At 44.3% G+C, this 17,233-nt stretch carries 12 protein-coding genes; 4 read left to right on the plus strand and 8 right to left on the minus strand.

Annotation, left to right across the window (positions count from 1 at the left end):
• Positions 1-20: 20 nt before the first annotated feature.
• The gene (locus tag ACXHJ2_RS13695) at positions 21-1,739 is read right to left on the minus strand and encodes a methyl-accepting chemotaxis protein (protein ID WP_165080086.1); all 1,719 of its coding nucleotides are present in this window, start codon (positions 1,737-1,739) and stop codon (positions 21-23) included.
• A 276-nt stretch (positions 1,740-2,015) separates the two neighbouring features.
• On the opposite strand from ACXHJ2_RS13695, the gene ACXHJ2_RS13700 reads away from it, so the two are divergent.
• Positions 2,016-2,969, plus strand: a complete 954-nt coding sequence (locus ACXHJ2_RS13700; protein WP_165080087.1) for a serine hydrolase domain-containing protein — start codon at positions 2,016-2,018, stop codon at positions 2,967-2,969.
• Positions 2,970-3,113: 144 nt separating this feature from the next.
• Here the strand turns inward: ACXHJ2_RS13700 and yicI are convergent, their stop codons facing one another.
• Positions 3,114-5,438: an alpha-xylosidase gene (gene yicI / locus ACXHJ2_RS13705; RefSeq protein WP_165080089.1), complete on the minus strand. Its 2,325-nt coding sequence runs from the start codon at positions 5,436-5,438 to the stop codon at positions 3,114-3,116.
• Positions 5,439-5,619: 181 nt separating this feature from the next.
• On the opposite strand from yicI, the gene ACXHJ2_RS13710 reads away from it, so the two are divergent.
• Positions 5,620-6,540 carry an AraC family transcriptional regulator gene (locus tag ACXHJ2_RS13710; protein ID WP_165080091.1) on the plus strand — a complete coding sequence of 307 codons (921 nt, stop codon included), beginning with the start codon at positions 5,620-5,622 and terminating at the stop codon, positions 6,538-6,540.
• Positions 6,541-6,665: 125 nt separating this feature from the next.
• Here the strand turns inward: ACXHJ2_RS13710 and brnQ are convergent, their stop codons facing one another.
• Entirely contained in the window at positions 6,666-8,021 is a 1,356-nt protein-coding gene (gene brnQ, locus ACXHJ2_RS13715; RefSeq protein ID WP_165080093.1) for a branched-chain amino acid transport system II carrier protein, read from the minus strand.
• A gap of 557 nt (positions 8,022-8,578) precedes the next feature.
• Between brnQ and ACXHJ2_RS13720 the strand changes: the two genes are divergently transcribed.
• A complete protein-coding gene (locus ACXHJ2_RS13720; protein ID WP_013370582.1) occupies positions 8,579-9,850 on the plus strand; it encodes an oligosaccharide MFS transporter in 1,272 nt (423 codons plus the stop codon).
• A gap of 91 nt (positions 9,851-9,941) precedes the next feature.
• Here ACXHJ2_RS13720 and ACXHJ2_RS13725 read toward each other — a convergent pair whose 3' ends face one another.
• Both ACXHJ2_RS13725 and ACXHJ2_RS13730 read right to left on the minus strand, forming a co-directional pair.
• Entirely contained in the window at positions 9,942-11,645 is a 1,704-nt protein-coding gene (locus ACXHJ2_RS13725) for a methyl-accepting chemotaxis protein (protein WP_025677952.1), read from the minus strand.
• Between the two features lie 30 nt (positions 11,646-11,675).
• Complete coding sequence (locus ACXHJ2_RS13730) at positions 11,676-12,953, minus strand: ABC transporter substrate-binding protein (protein WP_165080095.1); 1,278 nt, start codon at positions 12,951-12,953, stop codon at positions 11,676-11,678.
• A 243-nt stretch (positions 12,954-13,196) separates the two neighbouring features.
• Between ACXHJ2_RS13730 and ACXHJ2_RS13735 the strand changes: the two genes are divergently transcribed.
• Positions 13,197-14,045, plus strand: a complete 849-nt coding sequence (locus tag ACXHJ2_RS13735) for a copper amine oxidase N-terminal domain-containing protein (protein ID WP_165080181.1) — start codon at positions 13,197-13,199, stop codon at positions 14,043-14,045.
• Between the two features lie 133 nt (positions 14,046-14,178).
• On the opposite strand, the gene ACXHJ2_RS13740 is transcribed toward ACXHJ2_RS13735, so the two are convergent.
• From ACXHJ2_RS13740 to ACXHJ2_RS13750, 3 genes are all read right to left on the minus strand, one after another.
• Positions 14,179-14,520, minus strand: a complete 342-nt coding sequence (locus tag ACXHJ2_RS13740; RefSeq protein ID WP_165080097.1) for a darcynin family protein — start codon at positions 14,518-14,520, stop codon at positions 14,179-14,181.
• An 81-nt stretch (positions 14,521-14,601) separates the two neighbouring features.
• Entirely contained in the window at positions 14,602-15,183 is a 582-nt protein-coding gene (locus ACXHJ2_RS13745; RefSeq protein ID WP_165080099.1) for a Crp/Fnr family transcriptional regulator, read from the minus strand.
• Between the two features lie 122 nt (positions 15,184-15,305).
• On the minus strand, positions 15,306-17,147 hold the full coding sequence (locus ACXHJ2_RS13750; protein ID WP_165080101.1) for an adenine deaminase: 1,842 nt from the start codon (positions 17,145-17,147) through the stop codon (positions 15,306-15,308).
• Positions 17,148-17,233 lie beyond the last annotated feature (86 nt).

The raw sequence follows: 17,233 nt of genomic DNA on the forward strand, positions 1-17,233 counted from the left end.
ATTGGTGGGAATTTATACGGCTATACTTTAAAACCACCGACCCTTGCGTTTAGCAATTGCGACATATCCGCCACAGTATGAATGGACGATGCAATTTCCTCCATGGAAGCCAGTTGCTCTTCAGCCGCCGCACTGACGCTTTGGGTTCCTCCTGCCGTCTGCTCCGCTACTTCACGGATGCGTTCCGCGGCCTTCACCATTCGCTCAGATCCACCGGACATTTGTTCTACAGACCGGTTTACACTGTGAATCTGCTCGCTGACTTGTTGAATGGAACTTCCAATCTGACGAAATGCAGTTTCAGCGGATTGCATGACCTTTACGCCAGATTGCACTTCAACTGTTCCAGACTGCATGGTTGAAGCGACATGCCCAACATGCTCCTGAATATTTTGCACAAACTGTGTGATTTCTGCTGCTGAAACCGATACTTGCTCGGACAATCTTCTTACCTCAGAGGCCACAACAGCAAATCCTTTGCCCTGTTCTCCCGCTCTTGCCGCTTCAATGGACGCATTAAGCGCCAGCATTCCAGTCTGTTTGGCAAATCCGGTAATAACAGATCCGATCATGCCAATCTGCTCCGCCTGTTCACTAAGTGAACGTACAGCACGTGCAGAGCTGTCTACACTTTCGCTTACCTTCTCCATCTGACGCATAGCCTTACCAATCGATTGTTCCCCTGCTTCTGCATCTTTAGCAGCTGTATCAGACAATTCATATACCTGCTCGCTTGTGGCAGCAATCCGTTCCAGCTCGTTGGCAAGCTCTTTTATGGTATCTGTAGTTTGTGTAATATCATCGACCTGATGCTCCATACCAGTCGCAAGCTCTTCCATTACACCGGAGGTATGACGATTGGCCTGATTCATTTCCTCAGTACTGACGTTAACACGCTCTGCGGTTACGGTTAATGTACGAGCCGTATCCTGAGCATCCACAATGATATTGCGGAACCCTTCAATAAGCTTGTTGTAGGAGCTCGCAATCATACCGATTTCGTCTTTGGACGTAATATCCAGTCTACTTCGCAAATCTCCTCCACCTTGAGACATTTGCAACAGCTGCTCATTCATATGGTGTAATGGACGAATAGAACGAATCAAAACGATAGATTGAGCAATACTGTAAATAATAACCAAAAGCCCTACAATGCTCGTAATTAAGGTTGTATTCGTCATCGTTTGATGCGCCTGCTGTATTTTCACCGTTACCATATCTTCCTGCGCTTTGACAAATGCTACCACCTTGGTATCAAGTTGCTTGCGCAAAACCCGTTCGTTTTCAAAATCATCGAGCAATTCAGAAAATGGAGGGAAGGCATCATCTCTTGTACTCTTATACCCCGCTGTATTCAGTAGACTATGAACTTGATTCATATAGGTATTAATCCCTGTTTTGAGATCAGTCATCTTCTTCTTTGTATCCTCATTGCCTGTATTGAGCAGAGCTTCTGTCTCCTGTAACAACTTTGCAACTTCACTTTGCTTGTTTCCGATCTCGTTCCCATACTGTTCGTCACGAGTCAACAAATATGCCCGCTCATCATTGGATATTCCGTTTAACAAAAATTGCAGAGACTTGGAGTTATACGCAATCGCCTCTTCACGATTCATAATATCTTTGTACTCATTCTCACTATGTACACTTAAAATGTAATTGGTCAGCAGCATGGCAGCAATCACACTTGGGATCAGTATCGCGCTGAGAATCATTTTTGCCTTAATTGTTAAGTTCATGAATTGGTCCCCCAGTTGTTTCAAAATAAAATGTTCAACTTACTATATATCGTTTTATTGATCTGTTTTTTTAAACGAAACCGAAAAAGTGTATAGATTTTCAAATATATTTGTGTCTTTTTAGTGAACATATATATATTTATTAATATCAAAAAACAAAAAAATTCAAATTAGGGAAAAAGATAAGAACCATTATTCGTTTATACTTGTCGGATTCGGATGATTAAAAATGATATACTATGTAATGGTATGCTATAAGCCTCAAGGAGGATCTGCATGAAAAGTCTGGAGCTCAAACCACTTATTCACGTGCTTAACGAGTTGGAAACCCGTAGCTGTCTTATTGAGCAACAGGGACATACGATCATGGATTACTACCGTGAGCCTCAATTCGCCAACGAACTCTATAAAATAAATTCCTGTACCAAAAGTGTGATTTCTGCATTAGTTAGTATTGCTATGGATCAACGACTGGTACCCAAACCAGAGACACCGATCCTCGAATTTTTCCCCCAGTTAGCCAAAGACAGTGACCCTCGAAAGCGTGATATTACGATTGAACACCTGCTGACGATGTCTGCTGGCTTTAACTGGACGGAATTTGGGGGACAAAATTCTTTTCCTACCATGAGCAAAACGTCCGATTGGGTGCAATTTGTGCTTTCACAGCCATTATCGGATATACCAGGTACGCGAATGGAGTACAGCTCTGGCTGTTCTCAACTTTTGGCCACCTTGCTGCATTCTGCCTCTGGACAAGCCGTTGCTGAATTTGCCGAGGAGCAATTATTCCAGCCACTTGGTATCGATAACTATCAGTGGGAAACCGATCCGCAAGGCACTCACACCGGGGGCTTTGGGCTGCATCTCAGACCGCTGGACATGCTCAAATTCGGGCGACTTTATCTGAACGAAGGAAGCTGGGAAGGACGGCAGATCATCCAGACAGAGACCGTCCGATATTCGACCCGTCCATTTCTTCCAGCCTCCAAACCACAAAAAGCATATTACGGCTGTCACTGGTGGGCTTCTTCCTTTTCAGATGAGAGAGAGACAGGAACGGAAACAGGCTTTTTTTACGCACTCGGCTTTGGTGGGCAATACATTATTGTGGTCCCCTCTTATGACTTGGTAGTTGTCCTCACGGCTGATAAATTTAAAAAGAAACAGACTCCTGTGGATATTTTCCGGCAGTACCTTGTACCACTACTACTTCAGCAAAATGCATAGGGTATGATATCAATGCTAAAGTTGAAGATATTCTTTATCGGATGCCACATCAAAAAGGGCTTGCCTGTTTGTATCAGGCAAGCCCTTTTTTTTGCAAGATAATCGCTACAATATAATCTATCCATCCACGGATGAACTCCTAACCTAGCCCAAGTGAATAGTGAGCTCTTGCTGTCCGCTGGAGGCTGGTGTAATGATTAACCCCTGTTCTCCCGCCAGACTGCTGCCTTCCTTCACTTGAACAGCCTCATGGATACCGCGCAGTACTAACGACCACGGTTTAACGGCCCCTTCGGCCTTCACCCTAATGACAGAATCCTTGCGGCTGGCAGTAACCGTTAGCTCTTCTTCACCTGATGTATTCACGACGACCGTGCGGGCCTGTTGCCCTTCACCGAGCTCAAACAAATGAAGCGTCACTTGATCTGCATAATCATAATCCGGACGACGATCCTCATGACCGATGGCCAGCAATGTGTTTGGCTTCACGAGCACAGGCAAGGTTGTAAAATCATGATGCTCGTTGACCCAACGACCGCCAGATACGATTTCATTCGTTAGCAAATTCGTCCATTGACCCTCTGGTACATAATACTGTACATTGCCTTCTTTATTAAAGATCGGAGCTACCAAAATGGAATCCCCCAGCATGTATTGTAGATCCAGCGTGGCACAGGTGGGGTCCTGCGGGAATTCCAAAACCATAGCCCGCATCATCGGCAGTCCCTTCACCGAGGATTCCACAGCAGCTGCATACAGGTGTGGCATCAGCGAGCATTTGAGTTTGGTAAAGCTGCGCACTACGTCGACTGACTCTTCGTCAAACAGCCAAGGAACACGGTATGACACATTTCCGTGTAGACGACTATGGGAGGATAACAGTCCAAACTGTACCCACCGTTTGTATAAGTCCGGCGCAGCCGTTAGTTCAAAGCCGCTAATATCATGGCTCCAAAAGCCAAAACCACTCAAGCCAAGCGATAATCCGCCCCGCAAGGATTCTGCCATCGACTCATACGTGGACGAGCAGTCTCCGCCCCAGTGAACTGGGAACTGTTGTCCCCCGGCTGTGGCAGAACGTGCAAATAATGCGGCTTCATTTTTACCCAGCTTTTCCTCCAGCACATCAAACACAGCTTTGTTGTACAAATGCGTATAGTAATTATGCATTTTCATTGGATCAGAGCCATCATAATAAACTACATCTGTTGGAATACGCTCACCAAAGTCGGTTTTGAAGCAATCCACGCCTTGATCGATCAGCACCTTCAGCTTATCCTGATACCAGGCAACTGCAGCCGGATTCGTGAAGTCAACGAGCCCCATTCCCGCCTGCCACATGTCCCACTGCCACACACTGCCATCGGCTGTTTTAACCAAGTAGCCATTCTCCATGCCTTCATCAAACAAAATGGACTTTTCTGCAATATACGGATTGATCCATGCGCAAATTTTGAGACCTTTAGCTTTCAATCTCTGCAGCATGCCTTCCGGATCTGGAAACATATCTTGATCCCACTGGAAATCGCACCATTGGTATTCCTTCATCCAGAAGCAGTCAAAATGGAATACCGAGAGTGGCAGATCCCGTTCAGCCATCCCGTCCACAAAATGGTTTACTGTCGCTTCATCATAATCAGTCGTGAACGAAGTGGTCAGCCACAAACCAAAGGTCCAGGCCGGCGGCAATGCAGGCTTGCCTGTCAGCTTGGTATAATTGTCCAGTACCTCCTTAGGATTAGCTCCACCAATAATAAAATACTCTAACGATTCGCCAGAAACGCTAAACTGTACCTTCGAAACATTTTCCGATGCAATTTCATAGGATACCTTTTCCGGATGATTGACGAATACACCGTACCCTTTATTGGATAAATAAAATGGAATATTTTTGTACGCCTGTTCACTGCTGGTCCCGCCATCTTCATTCCAAATATCAACGACCTGACCATTTTTCACAAACGGAGTGAAACGCTCTCCAAGACCGTATACGTACTCTCCCATGCCCAACTCCAGCTGCTCCCGGAAAAAAGGCTGACCCTGTGGGTCCGTAATAAAGCCCGGTCCCCGATGCCCACTGCCTGTGACTTTACGATCCTTGACATAAAAGCCTACGTCCCAGCTCTTTCCACGACCGACTCGCACACTCAAATCACCGCTTTTCAGCACCGCTACGTCCTCACCCACCGTAATATCCACCTCTGTCGGCAAGGTGTGAATTTCAAAATCTGGTCCTTGATGCACCCGTCCCTTATGGTGGTTCAGACGCACTCGAATAACATTCGGCATGGGAGAGCTGTAGGTCGCTTTCAGTAACGCTCCGTTCAGCGTATCCCCTTTGTGCTCGATCCGGTGGGTTGCTGCATATACCGTCATGGAAGCATCGTCCGTCACGATATCACGGATGTCAGCAGGATTTTGTATTTCATAGCCCTTGCGAACCAACCAATAGCCATCAGTAAATTTCATCTGTCTCTTCCTCCGTCTCGACTTTTATATTCCTTGTTCCCAAATCGCTTATTGGATTTTTTCGAAATCCTTACTATAATAATATTGATTTATGTAAGGGTTTACTTCTTTTATTTTGACGTTTAGTATCAATATTTTGATGTTTTCTATATAAATCAGTTTGCCGAAAGGAATCATTGAAATGCAAAGGGAAATGTTACGAGAAAACCGCATTCACGGCAATCCCATGTATCCAGTCAGCGTATATCCGAGCGTAGAGCAATTGAACGGAAATCGTATATTGGAGTCCCATTGGCATGAGGAAATGGAGTTTATCGTAGTAGAACAGGGGAGCGCTGTATTTCAGACGGATATGATCTATACGGAGGTTAGCGAAGGTGAAGCCCTTTTTGTAAACAGTGGCGAGCTTCACGCCGGTTATTTACAAAAAAGTCCTCGCTGTGTATTTTCTGCGGTGGTGTTTCACCCGGACATGCTGCACAGCCGCACGCAAGATACAGTTCAGACCCAGTTTATTGAACCGTTTATCCATAAAAAGCTCGTCCCTCCCCCTCACATTCGCGGTGTGCAGTCTTGGGAGCAGGAGCTATTGACCGCGTTGAAACGTATTATCACCAGCCATGAACAGAATGCGCCTGCCCGTGAACTGGCGACCAAAGCGCAGCTCTATAGCATAATCGCCTGCCTGTTCCCGCATATGACTCCGGCTAACGGAGAAGACGTGGTTATGGCGAGTCAACGCAACAAGATCGAACGGATCAAAAAAGCACTGGCGTACATCAACAGTCATGCGCATGAGCCCATTCGTTTGCGAGAGATCTCAGATGAGGTTGGGATGAGCGAGGGACATTTCTGTCGTTTCTTCAAGCAGATGGTGCAGAAAAGTCCGGTTGAATATATCAACTATCAGCGGATTCAAAAGGCTTGCAGGTTGCTAGAGCAAAGTGACCGCAAAGTAGTTGATATTGCGCTGGATGTGGGATTTGAAAATCTAAGCTATTTTATTGCAACCTTTAAAAAATGGAACGGTCTGACTCCTTCGCTATACCGCAAGCAGCACGAAGCAGATCAGGCGCTTGCTGTCCCTGCTATAACAGACTAAAAAGCATGATTTTGATTTGAATCGCAGCCAGTAAAGTTACAAAAAAGAAAGAACGAACGGAAGATCCAGTTCTCCGTTCGTTCTTTCTTTTTTGTTATACATGTCCAATTCACCGAATAAGCAAATCATTTATTTTTTGGCTTCATAAGTATAAGGACAATTTTTCTTCGTTTAATATAGTAGACTATATAACCTCCTACTCCTCCTAAAACAGAGGGAATTAACCAGCCTAATCCTACATCATATAACGGAAGAATTTGAGTGAAAAAGTCATTAATTACTTTAATTTTTATTCCAGCAGCATTCAAGCCGTCAAATAGACTAACAATGAAGGTTAATATTAAACTGCCTTGATATACTTCTGATTTTCCTTTAAACACGGAATGTAAAAATGTTAAAAATATTAGAGAAATCGCAATAGGATATATTGCAATTAACACTGGCGTTGAAACCTTAATGAGCTGTGTTAAACCTATATTGGCTACAATGGTACTAAATATGGATAACATGAGAGCAATTCTTTTATAAGAAACTTTCGGAAACAATGTATGAAAAAAGGAAGAACAGGACGTAATAAGCCCTACGCTTGTCGTTAAACACGCTACTGTAATCATTAAGCCTAATAAAATGGAGCCGTAAGATCCAAAATAATAGGATGAAACCTTGGCTAACACCTCAGCACCATTTTCTAAAACACCCAGTTTTTCAACGCTAGAAGCTCCCATGTAGGCAAGAGACGTATAGATAAATGCTAAGAGGACAACCGCAATGGTTATCGATTTGGCACAAATAATCATCAGCTCTTTTTTGGCAGTAACTCCTCTTTCCTTAATTGCATTCACAATGATAATTCCAAAAATAAAGGCTACAAGTGCATCCAATGTTAAATAACCTTCTTGAAAACCTTTGAAAAAGACGTGCGAAGTATAGCCTTCAGCAGGTGCTTGGAAGGCTCCTATGGGGTGAATAAGAGCTACAACCACCAGGATTCCAATGAATGTCAATTTAATGGGGGTTAAAAACTTTCCGATCACATCAATAATTTTTGTAGGGTTAAGTGATAACAAGCATGCAACTCCAAAAAAAAGAATTGTAAATACAAAAAGTGCGACAGGATGATCTGTATGGTTTGAAAAGAAGGGTTTTACTCCAATTTCAAACGACACACTACCGGTTCTTGGAATTGCATATAAAGGGCCAATGGCTAGATAAAGGATCGTTGTAAAGACAATCCCGAATACAGGATGTACCCGACTCGCTAAAGTTTGTAAATTGCTTTTGCCTGAAAAAACAAAGGCAGTGATGGCTAGTAACGGTAAACCAACTCCGGTAACCAAGAAACCCGCATTGGCTATCCATACATTCTCTCCAGCCATTTGACCAAGCATAGGTGGGAAGATTAGATTCCCTGCACCAAAAAATAAGGCAAATAGCATCGATCCTATAATAATAATAAAGGACGAAGAAACACTTTTTGACATAATAAATCCTCCAACCATGAAATCACAACAATTTGTTATCATTCATTTTCTTTTTATTTTGTATAGGACATGTGAATAGGGCATAGCAACACCAAGTAGGGATAGCCCTCCGCTAACCCTTCCCGATCGGTGTAAGAACATTATTCAAGATGTGAGTTTCGATAACTCATCATTACACAATACTCTATATACGTTCACGGTTTCAAGTAACTTTGTACTTGCGAAAGAACCACTTCATCCCCTTGCTCTAGCAATTTATTGTGCTATCAGTATGACCATGTCAGCCAGACCTTAGAACAATTCTGCTTCGTGCCATGTTTCTCCTCCTACTAAATGAGCCTAATGAACTACGAACAATTTTACACGTAGGACTTAATTCTTACAAGATAATAAAAGCTCTGTATAACCCATCTAGCAATTGATTGCAATAAGCACAGGAAATCTTGGGAAAATGCCCTATGGATTCAATTGAATCATCCTTACAATTAATAGTACAGACAATGTTTAAAGACGTATGCAATACATTGAGCGGCTATAATTTGAAGGGGTGCTTAAACATGAATTTAGCAAAACGTAACTACTGGTCTTTGAGCGTTTTTAATTTCGCTTATCTGTTTACATGGTCTGCCGCCATGTCTTTTTTTGTCATTTGGCTGGGACAAAGCCTGGGGATTTCAGAAACCTACACAGGATTTTTATACGCGGCGAACTCTATCGTCGCCTTGATCATGCAACCCCTTTTTGGGTACTTATCCGACAAGCTGGGCTTGAGAAAACATCTGCTGTACATACTCTTTACGATCCTTTTGCTCGTCGGGCCCTTTTTTATCTATGTGTACGGTCCATTGCTTCAAACGCAGTTCGTCATTGGTGCCATTGTCGGTGCACTATTTATCGGTCTGGTGTTTAATGCAGGTAACGGTGTCGTCGATTCCTATATGGACAAAGTATCGCGCAAATACGGCTTTGAATACGGACGAGTTCGTATGTGGGGCTCACTCGGATGGGCGGCCGCTACTTTTGTTGCGGGGCGGGTCATCAACATCAATGTAAATCTGACCTTCTGGATTGCCTCCGTATCTGCTGTTGTTGCCATGATCTGCATCTTCTTGACCAAAGTCGAAATTTCTGGACAGGAGCAGCAGAAAACTGAATCGTTGAAGCTCATTGACGTACTACATCTCGTACGCACCACAAAGTTCTGGTTTCTTATGCTATTCATGGTTGGCGTGACCCAAATTTATGAGGTATATGACCAGCAATTTGCCACCTATTTCGTATCTCAGTTCAGTTCCAAAGCAGAAGGAAATCAATTCCTTGGCGATTTAAGTGCTGTACAGGTATTCCTGGAATTTGTGTTCCTGTTTGTTACCCCATGGTTTGTGAACAAAACGACTGCCAAATGGGCATTGATTATTGCCGGAACGATCATGTCGTTGCGTATTATCGGTTCTTCGCTGCCGTTCGGTTCCATATGGGTGGCTGCGATGAAGATGATTCACTCCCTGGAAAAACCGCTGATTCTGGTAGCCATCTTCAAGTACATTACCGTCAACTTTGACCAGCGCTTATCGTCCACCATGTACCTACTGTATTTGTTTATGGGCTCCCTGGTGGTATCTGTTTTCTCACCTATTGTCGGACATATGTATGAAGTTCTGAATTTCCCAATCACTTATGTTATTTTGGGTTCCATTGCAGGTCTGTTCACCATCATTTCCTGCTTTACGCTAACAGCTGACAAGAAAAATGGAGAACGATATCTAGAGGAACGCCGCAAACAGAATCTGAAAAAAGCTGCTAAACAAGCTGAAGCAGTTCATTCGTAATTATATGTAAATTAATTCCGACACAAGAGTTGAATACAACAGCGGTAGTCTAGGACTTGTTTTTCTCGTCCAAGACTACCGCTAATTTGCTTTAAATTTTGAATACAGACACCGTTTGATTCATCTCTTCCGCCCGCTTGGCAAGCATGTTAGCACCTGCGGACACTTCCTCCATGGAAGCAGTAGTTTCCTCGACTACGCTTGCGACTGTTTGAGTAGAGTCGGCTGCACGTTCGGAGATTTCGGCAATTTTCTTCATAGATTCCACCATAGAAATGGTTCCTTCATTTACGGATCTTGCTTCTACAGCCGCCGTGTCTACCTCACCGCTCACCTCTTCCACGGCACCGACAATTTCAGAAAAGACGTTACCGACACCTTCGACAAGCATCATACCTTCATTTAGAGATTGAACACCTTCATTCATCGAAATCACAACTTCGTCTGTTCTTAATGCGATTTCGTTGACCAGAGAGGAAATCTTGCCCGTTGCTTCACTTGCTTGTGCCGACAAATTACGTACTTCATAAGCGACAACCGCAAATCCTTTTCCCTGCTCTCCCGCTCGTGCAGCTTCTATACTCGCATTGAGTGAAAGCAAGTTGGTGCGGGCAGATATATCACTGATCATAGCTGTGATCTGTCTAATCTCCGCAGATTTTTCGCCTAGAATATTTACCACTTCAGCGGATTGAGTTACCTTGGTATGCACATCTCTTATTTGAGAGACAGTGGAAGACATTTGGGTTTTCCCGTTGTTTGCTTTTTCTTGTGCTTGGGTTGTGAGATTCGCCACATTCACAAAGCGATTGGTTATGCTCTCTACACTTTTAGAAACGCCTACCGTGTAATTCAGCGTTTCAGCTATATCTGCAAGCTGTGTCTGAGAACCCTCCGCAACCTGAGTTGCACTTATAGCTATCTGCTCGGTAGCAATGCTTGTCTGTTCTGCACTGGCCGTTAACTGTTCAGCCGTAGAGGCAACCAGTAAGGAATTATCCACAACTTCCTTTAAAAGGTTACGTAGCGAATCGCACATTTCATTAAAATCGGATGCCAGCTCCCCGACCTCATCTTTGGATCGGACCCTAAGGGGTTCCACTTGCAGGTCCCCTCTCGTTACCAGCTTTATCTGTTCTGCTATTTTTAATATGGGCTTAGTGAAAGATTGAGCCAATAAAAAAGAACCGATAATTCCAAGGATCGTACATATGATAGTCAAAGAAATCATCAAAAGTCTACCTGAATGGTAAGATTGACTCGATTGATTAGCTGCCTCAGTGGCATACTGCTCATTAAGCAGCTTCAGTTTATTTACATCGTCTAATGCTGCCTTATAAATAGAAGAATTTCCGTGAATGATCATGTAGGCCATCACTTTGTCGTTTTCTTCCATGGCCGCAGAAACCACCTTTAGATGGCGAAGATACATTGCCCACTGACCATAAAAGTTGGTGAACAGTTCTTTTTCCTCTGCCGTAGAGGCTAAACTTTGATATTTATTTACACTCTTATCCATTGAAGCTGTAGCTTTGGCTAGTTCTTCTTGATAAGTGCTGCGAGCAGCTGCATCCTCTTCGAGTATCATTCGAACGGTAAGTCTATCGATTTCTGTAATCTGCTTATCCATACCTTGAAGAAGAATAACCGCAGGTAACGACCTGTTATTTACCTTATCAGAAGCCTCCCCCATTTCCGACATCTTAATGACGCCTATAACACTTGAAAGGGATAGTACGATTACCAGTATGAGCGCTGCACTAATTATTTTTTTCTTTAACGTTAATTTAAACACCCTTATCTTCCTCCCGTGACTGATCTCGTATCATCCCTGCTGAGCTTTCCAGTATATGCGTATTTGGCGTAACAGCTCAGCCTTATCTATCTTTCCACTGATATAGCTTTGGATAGATGCTCCTGTGATGGCCCCATGATCAGGTGGAAGTGTTGCCATAAACGGCAGCGTCTTTCCGCTCGACATATATGACTTGATCGATTTACTCAAGGGATCGGAAGGCACTAAGTCAATATTCTTAAAGGCTGGTATAACATTAGCCTTGTTAACCAAAAGTTCCTGTCCCGACTTTTCGTATACCAGCCAGTTTAAAAATTTCTTTGCTTCCTCTTGCTGCTGCGGCGTAGTAGCTGTGGAGTCGATGAATACATACTTTGTCACACCAACTGTGATCTTTGAATTGTTGGGATCATCTGTATTATCGTTTAGCGGAAGAGGCAAGAACCCGTATTCCTCATTTGCCGTATCATTGCTCTTTATTCCATTCCAAGCCCAGTTGCCCATAAACCAAAGCCCTACCTTGCCCTCTCCCAAAGCTTTGGATCCATCCTCATACGTACTGTCCAAAGGCGCGTGTTTATTGATGTTGTTATCCTTGAGCAGATCTAAAGTTTGTACCCATCCAGACATTACATTGTTTTGGGACATATCGATGGAGTTGTTCTGCATACCTTTAACAAACTCTGGAAAACCTCCAGGTTGAACAGAATAAGCCAGAGCCAGAAGATGAGAGCCAAGAGACCAGTCCATTGGTGAAAGCATGACTGGTGCTACTCCCGACTTCTGAATTTTAGCCATTAATGAATTCAGGCTGCTTCTACTGTTGACCGAAGAAGGATCAAAAGAACCCCCTGTTGCCTTGTCCAATACTTTCTTGTTATAGATTAATCCGTAGCCTTCCACTGCAAATGGGAATCCCAGCACAGCATCGTTTTTCTTAACTGCATCAAGTCCATTTTCTATCGTATCGGCTACCCACTTCTCTTTACTTAAGTCAACGGCTTTATCCAGGAATGTCTGCGTGTCACCCGGGTCAAGCATCGACATCGTTGCTGGGCTTCCCGAGCCGTACATCGACATCAGCTTTTGATATGCAGACGTTCCCTCTGGAGCGGTTATAATTTCTAAAGATACTTCAGGGTGTACTTGATTGTATTGCTTTGCGACTTCTTCTAATTGGGTTTTTATTTCAGATTTAGAATTCAAAAATGTAATCTTGGTCGTCTGCTGTGATACTGGTGATGCTGAACAACCTATAAACATCATTAAACATGCTAGAGAAATCGCAACTTTTAGCTGTTTTCTCATTAACTTTCCCCCTAAGGATTTACTTTGTAAATTTTATGAACAATATTCAATGTTATCGACATAATTCCCCAGGAAGATTAGAATTTTTTGGGTGGTAAATATCGGAATTCAGTTGAATAGTACAAACTGGTTGTTACGTCAAGTTGATGAACAGGAAAACGCAACAAATTTTTATCCAGTCGCGTCTTAATATGGGGGAAAGTTACTGTGCAACAAATTAATCAAAAAAAGGAGCAATCTTTTATGAACAAGGCATTCTTTGGCGCTTTTCTTGCTATCTTTTTATGTATTTCATCGTCCACTGCTTATGCAGCACAAAATCAAATCAAAATTGACGGTGTAGCTATTGCAACCGATGCAAAGCCACAAATGAAGAACAAACGTACAATGGTGCCTCTACGTGTCATTAGCGAAAGTTTGGGGGCCAGCGTCGAATGGTCCGATTCCGAGGTTATTCTCGCTAAAAGCGATATGAAAGTAAAATTAGCAGTAAACAGAAGCACAGCGGAGAAAAACGGTCAAAAGATACCGCTTGATGTAAAACCATACTTGAAAAATAACAACATATATGTTCCACTTCGTTTTATTGCAGAGACATTTGGCTGTAATGTCAATTACAGCAACTTTGCAGTGACTATTAATACTGAACCATTGCTCATAGACGGTGTACAAGTAAAGGCACTTCAACAGGAATACCATATGATTATGGGCGGCGTAGTTCAGCAAATTCATGGCAATGCATATAATGAAACCATTTATAATATTTTTGCAAAAAATAAAGGTCAAAAGGTCGAAGCACCTGAAAACTATTCTTGGAGCTTCACTATTGACACACCTGGGTCTTATTATAAAAATGCACAATACGATTTTTTAGACCAAAAGGGGAAAAGCTTAGCTCGTTTTGATGTGTATTCTTTAATCCAGTCCTTTCCATCCGAAGTTTTAATCGGGTATCCCAAGTTTTTGATTCATGACGTATCCAAAGATGAGTGGTACTTGTTTAGCGATAGCGCAGCAAAATCTATTAATCAGTTAATTAATAATGCAACAAATAATGGATTTCTGAAGGTTATAAGTAATACAGTTGCATAAAGTGGTTTTTCTGATTATCATTTTCAAAAGATAAAAGGCGAATTCCCAGCTGAATAAGACAGCATGGGAACTCGCCTTGTTTAAACCTGTACAAGCTCAACTCCTACTTTTACATAATAAGAGGTACGGGGAGTTATTTGTCCATCTGTAGCATTTCGGACTCATAGGACTGAAATGCATTTTCCATCCCCATTACTACATCTTTAATCTTCATATATCCTTTGGTATACGGCTCCGAATCACGAATTTCTTCCCACATATAGTGATATTGCTTCATATCCTCTGTTTCGCATACAACGAAATCCGTATATTCCTTTCCGGGCAGTGCTTCTGCATCGAAAAAACGAACCTGAACATGTTCGCTGTACTTCTGAATACGAGCCTGCAAGGCCCCCGCATGTTTGCGGCGTTCTTCCCGAGGAAGAGCCAACCAAGAAGGGTAGAATTCCAATAATACAATCATCATATAACGCATATGCCTATCTCCTTTTTAGTGAAACTTGAATGGATTTATCGTTATTGTACGCTGCTTGTCGCTAAGCCACATTAACATAGGTTAATGCAAATCGCTGCGCAGCAAACGACTAAGTGAGACGGGGGATACACCTATGTACGAAGCTATATGGTATTGTGCAACTCGTTTGTCTAACCCGGGATACTTGAGAAGAAATGCATCATAACGTTCCCTAGCAGAAAGATACAACAATTCGCGTTCCCGTTCCTCTTTACGAATGTATAGTCTCTCCACGCTTTTACGTACGAATCTTTCCCACATATGGCTTGTATCCATAAGCTCCTTTAATACGTAATATGGAATTTCAATAACAACCGAATCTTCCATGGCCTCAATCGTAAAAGTGGATGGTTTACCTTGAACCATAGCGCCATAAGAGGTTACATAATCATCTTCTGGTGAAAAACCGACATTATACTCTCTGCCATCTGCCAAAGTATAAAACAAACGGAATAATCCCTCCGAACAAAAATAAGCATGTTTCACAGGTTCCCCTGTTTCAATAAGATATGTCCCTTGCTGAACATGCCTCACACGGGTTTGCTCTACAAACCTGTTCCAATCCTGATCTATAATTGAGGCTTGATGAGCCATATTTTCTAATGAACGATAATATAATTGCATCTCCTCACCACCCCACAAAACGTTGATTAAGGAATCAAAGATACCTTTAGGACTATATAAGAAAACAGGGGCTATCCCACAGGTCTGGGTAGACCTGCAGGACAACCCCAGTGATGTATTTATCAGGCTTCCGTAGCATCCTCTTCCACGAAAAGAGACACCTTGCGTATACCGTCGGCTCCGATCACGACAAGACCCTGATCCGACAGGCGGATTTCAGGGATTACGACCAGTGCGAGCAGCGACAGTGTCATTAGCGCGTTGTTCAACATGCAGCCGGATTGCTGAAGTGCCTGGCTGATGCTTTCGGACTGCGCAGCTACCTCAGCAAACGGAGCTGGGGACATCAGCCCGGCGATCGGAAGCGGGAAGCGCGTCTCACCCGAGGCGGATACGACCACCACGCCGCCACGCAGAGCAACGGCCTGCTTTGCCGCCTGAGTCATAAGCTCGTCATCATTGCCGATGACGAGCAGGTTGTGGCTATCATGTGCGACGGTCATGGCAATTGCGGCCGGCTCGGTGAAGCCGACGCCTGTCACAAGTGCCACCGCGTGGCTGCCACTGGCATGATGTCGCTCGAAAACGGCGATTTTGCACAAATCCTGTGCAGGATCTGATGCAACTTCACCATTACGCACCGGAACGGTCATCCGCACTTCCTTCGTATCCACATGATTTTCCGTGACACGAATTACCCGTACAGGTACATTCCCTTCCTGCACTGGAGCCGCAATACGGAAATCTGCGGCACTCAGCTCTCGACCCAAATGGACCGTGTCCATTACTTCCGCAGGATAAACGAAGCCCTCCCAGTCGGCGACCATTTGACCGTATTCGGCCACCAGTTGACCCGCTGCAATGGTAGCCGTCACATTCACTTCGGCCAAGCGGCCATCAAGCAAGATAATATCAGCTATCGCACCAGGAATGATCGAGCCGATGTCCCGTGCTACGCCGAAGCGCTCTGCCGTATTCAGCGTTGCCATTTGAAAGGCAGTCACTGGCTTAACGCCCTGCGCAATGGCATGACGGACAACGAAATCCATCTGTCCTTCATGGAGCAAGGATTCGGCGCTGCGATCATCCGTCACCAGCATCATGCGGCGCGTGTCGAGACCCATTTCCGTGCTGGCACGGATCGTCTCGGCCACATCATGCCATGCGGAGCCTTGCCGCATCTTGGCATACATGCCGAGCCGAATACGCTCGGCTACATCCTCGGGCGTGACACATTCGTGATCGCCCGTAATTCCTGCGGCTGCATAGACCGGCAGCCGCCAATCATCGGAGGCCCATGTAAAATGGCCATCCGCCACTTTGCCAGCGCGCAGCGTGGCCTGAATTTCCCCGATCATCACGTCGTCGCCATAGACGACGCCAGGGAAATTCATAACTTCGCCCAGCCCGATCATATCCGGGCCCCAGCTTAGAGCCTCTGCGACTTCCGCCGGACCGAAAGAGGCACCTGTCGTTTCCAGCTCTGGGCCTGTGGAAGGCACGCACGAAGCTACCTGCATGTAAGCAGCCAGCGGTGTCGTGCGTGCTTCGTCCAGCATCAGACGAAGCCCTTTTAGACCCAGCACATTGGAAATTTCATGTGGGTCAAAAAAACCGCCCGTCACGCCCAGCGGCAGTACAGCCTTCGCGAATTCAGTTACGGTGAGCTGTGTGCTTTCGATATGACAATGTCCGTCCAGCAAACCCGGTGCCATATAGCGGCCTTCCGCTTCAATGATTACGGTGTCTTCTCCAATCGTATGGCTAACGTCTCTACCGACATATGCGATACGAGAGCCTTGCACAGCAATAGACATGCCCGGTAACAATTCGCCCGATACCACATTGACCAGCGTTCCTCCGCGGATCACCAGCGATGCCTTGCGCTCCCCTCTAGCTGTAGCTATCAACTCGGGTACACAGTCCGCCAGCGGCGGGCGTTGAAATACTCTCTTCATGTCCATTACATTTGTAACCTCCGTTTATGCTTCTTACCTGTTTGGCTTATTTGCTTATGTTACTGGAATACGTTCAACAATGCCAGCCGCCC

The sequence above is a fragment of the Paenibacillus sp. ALE3 genome (assembly GCF_054113405.1).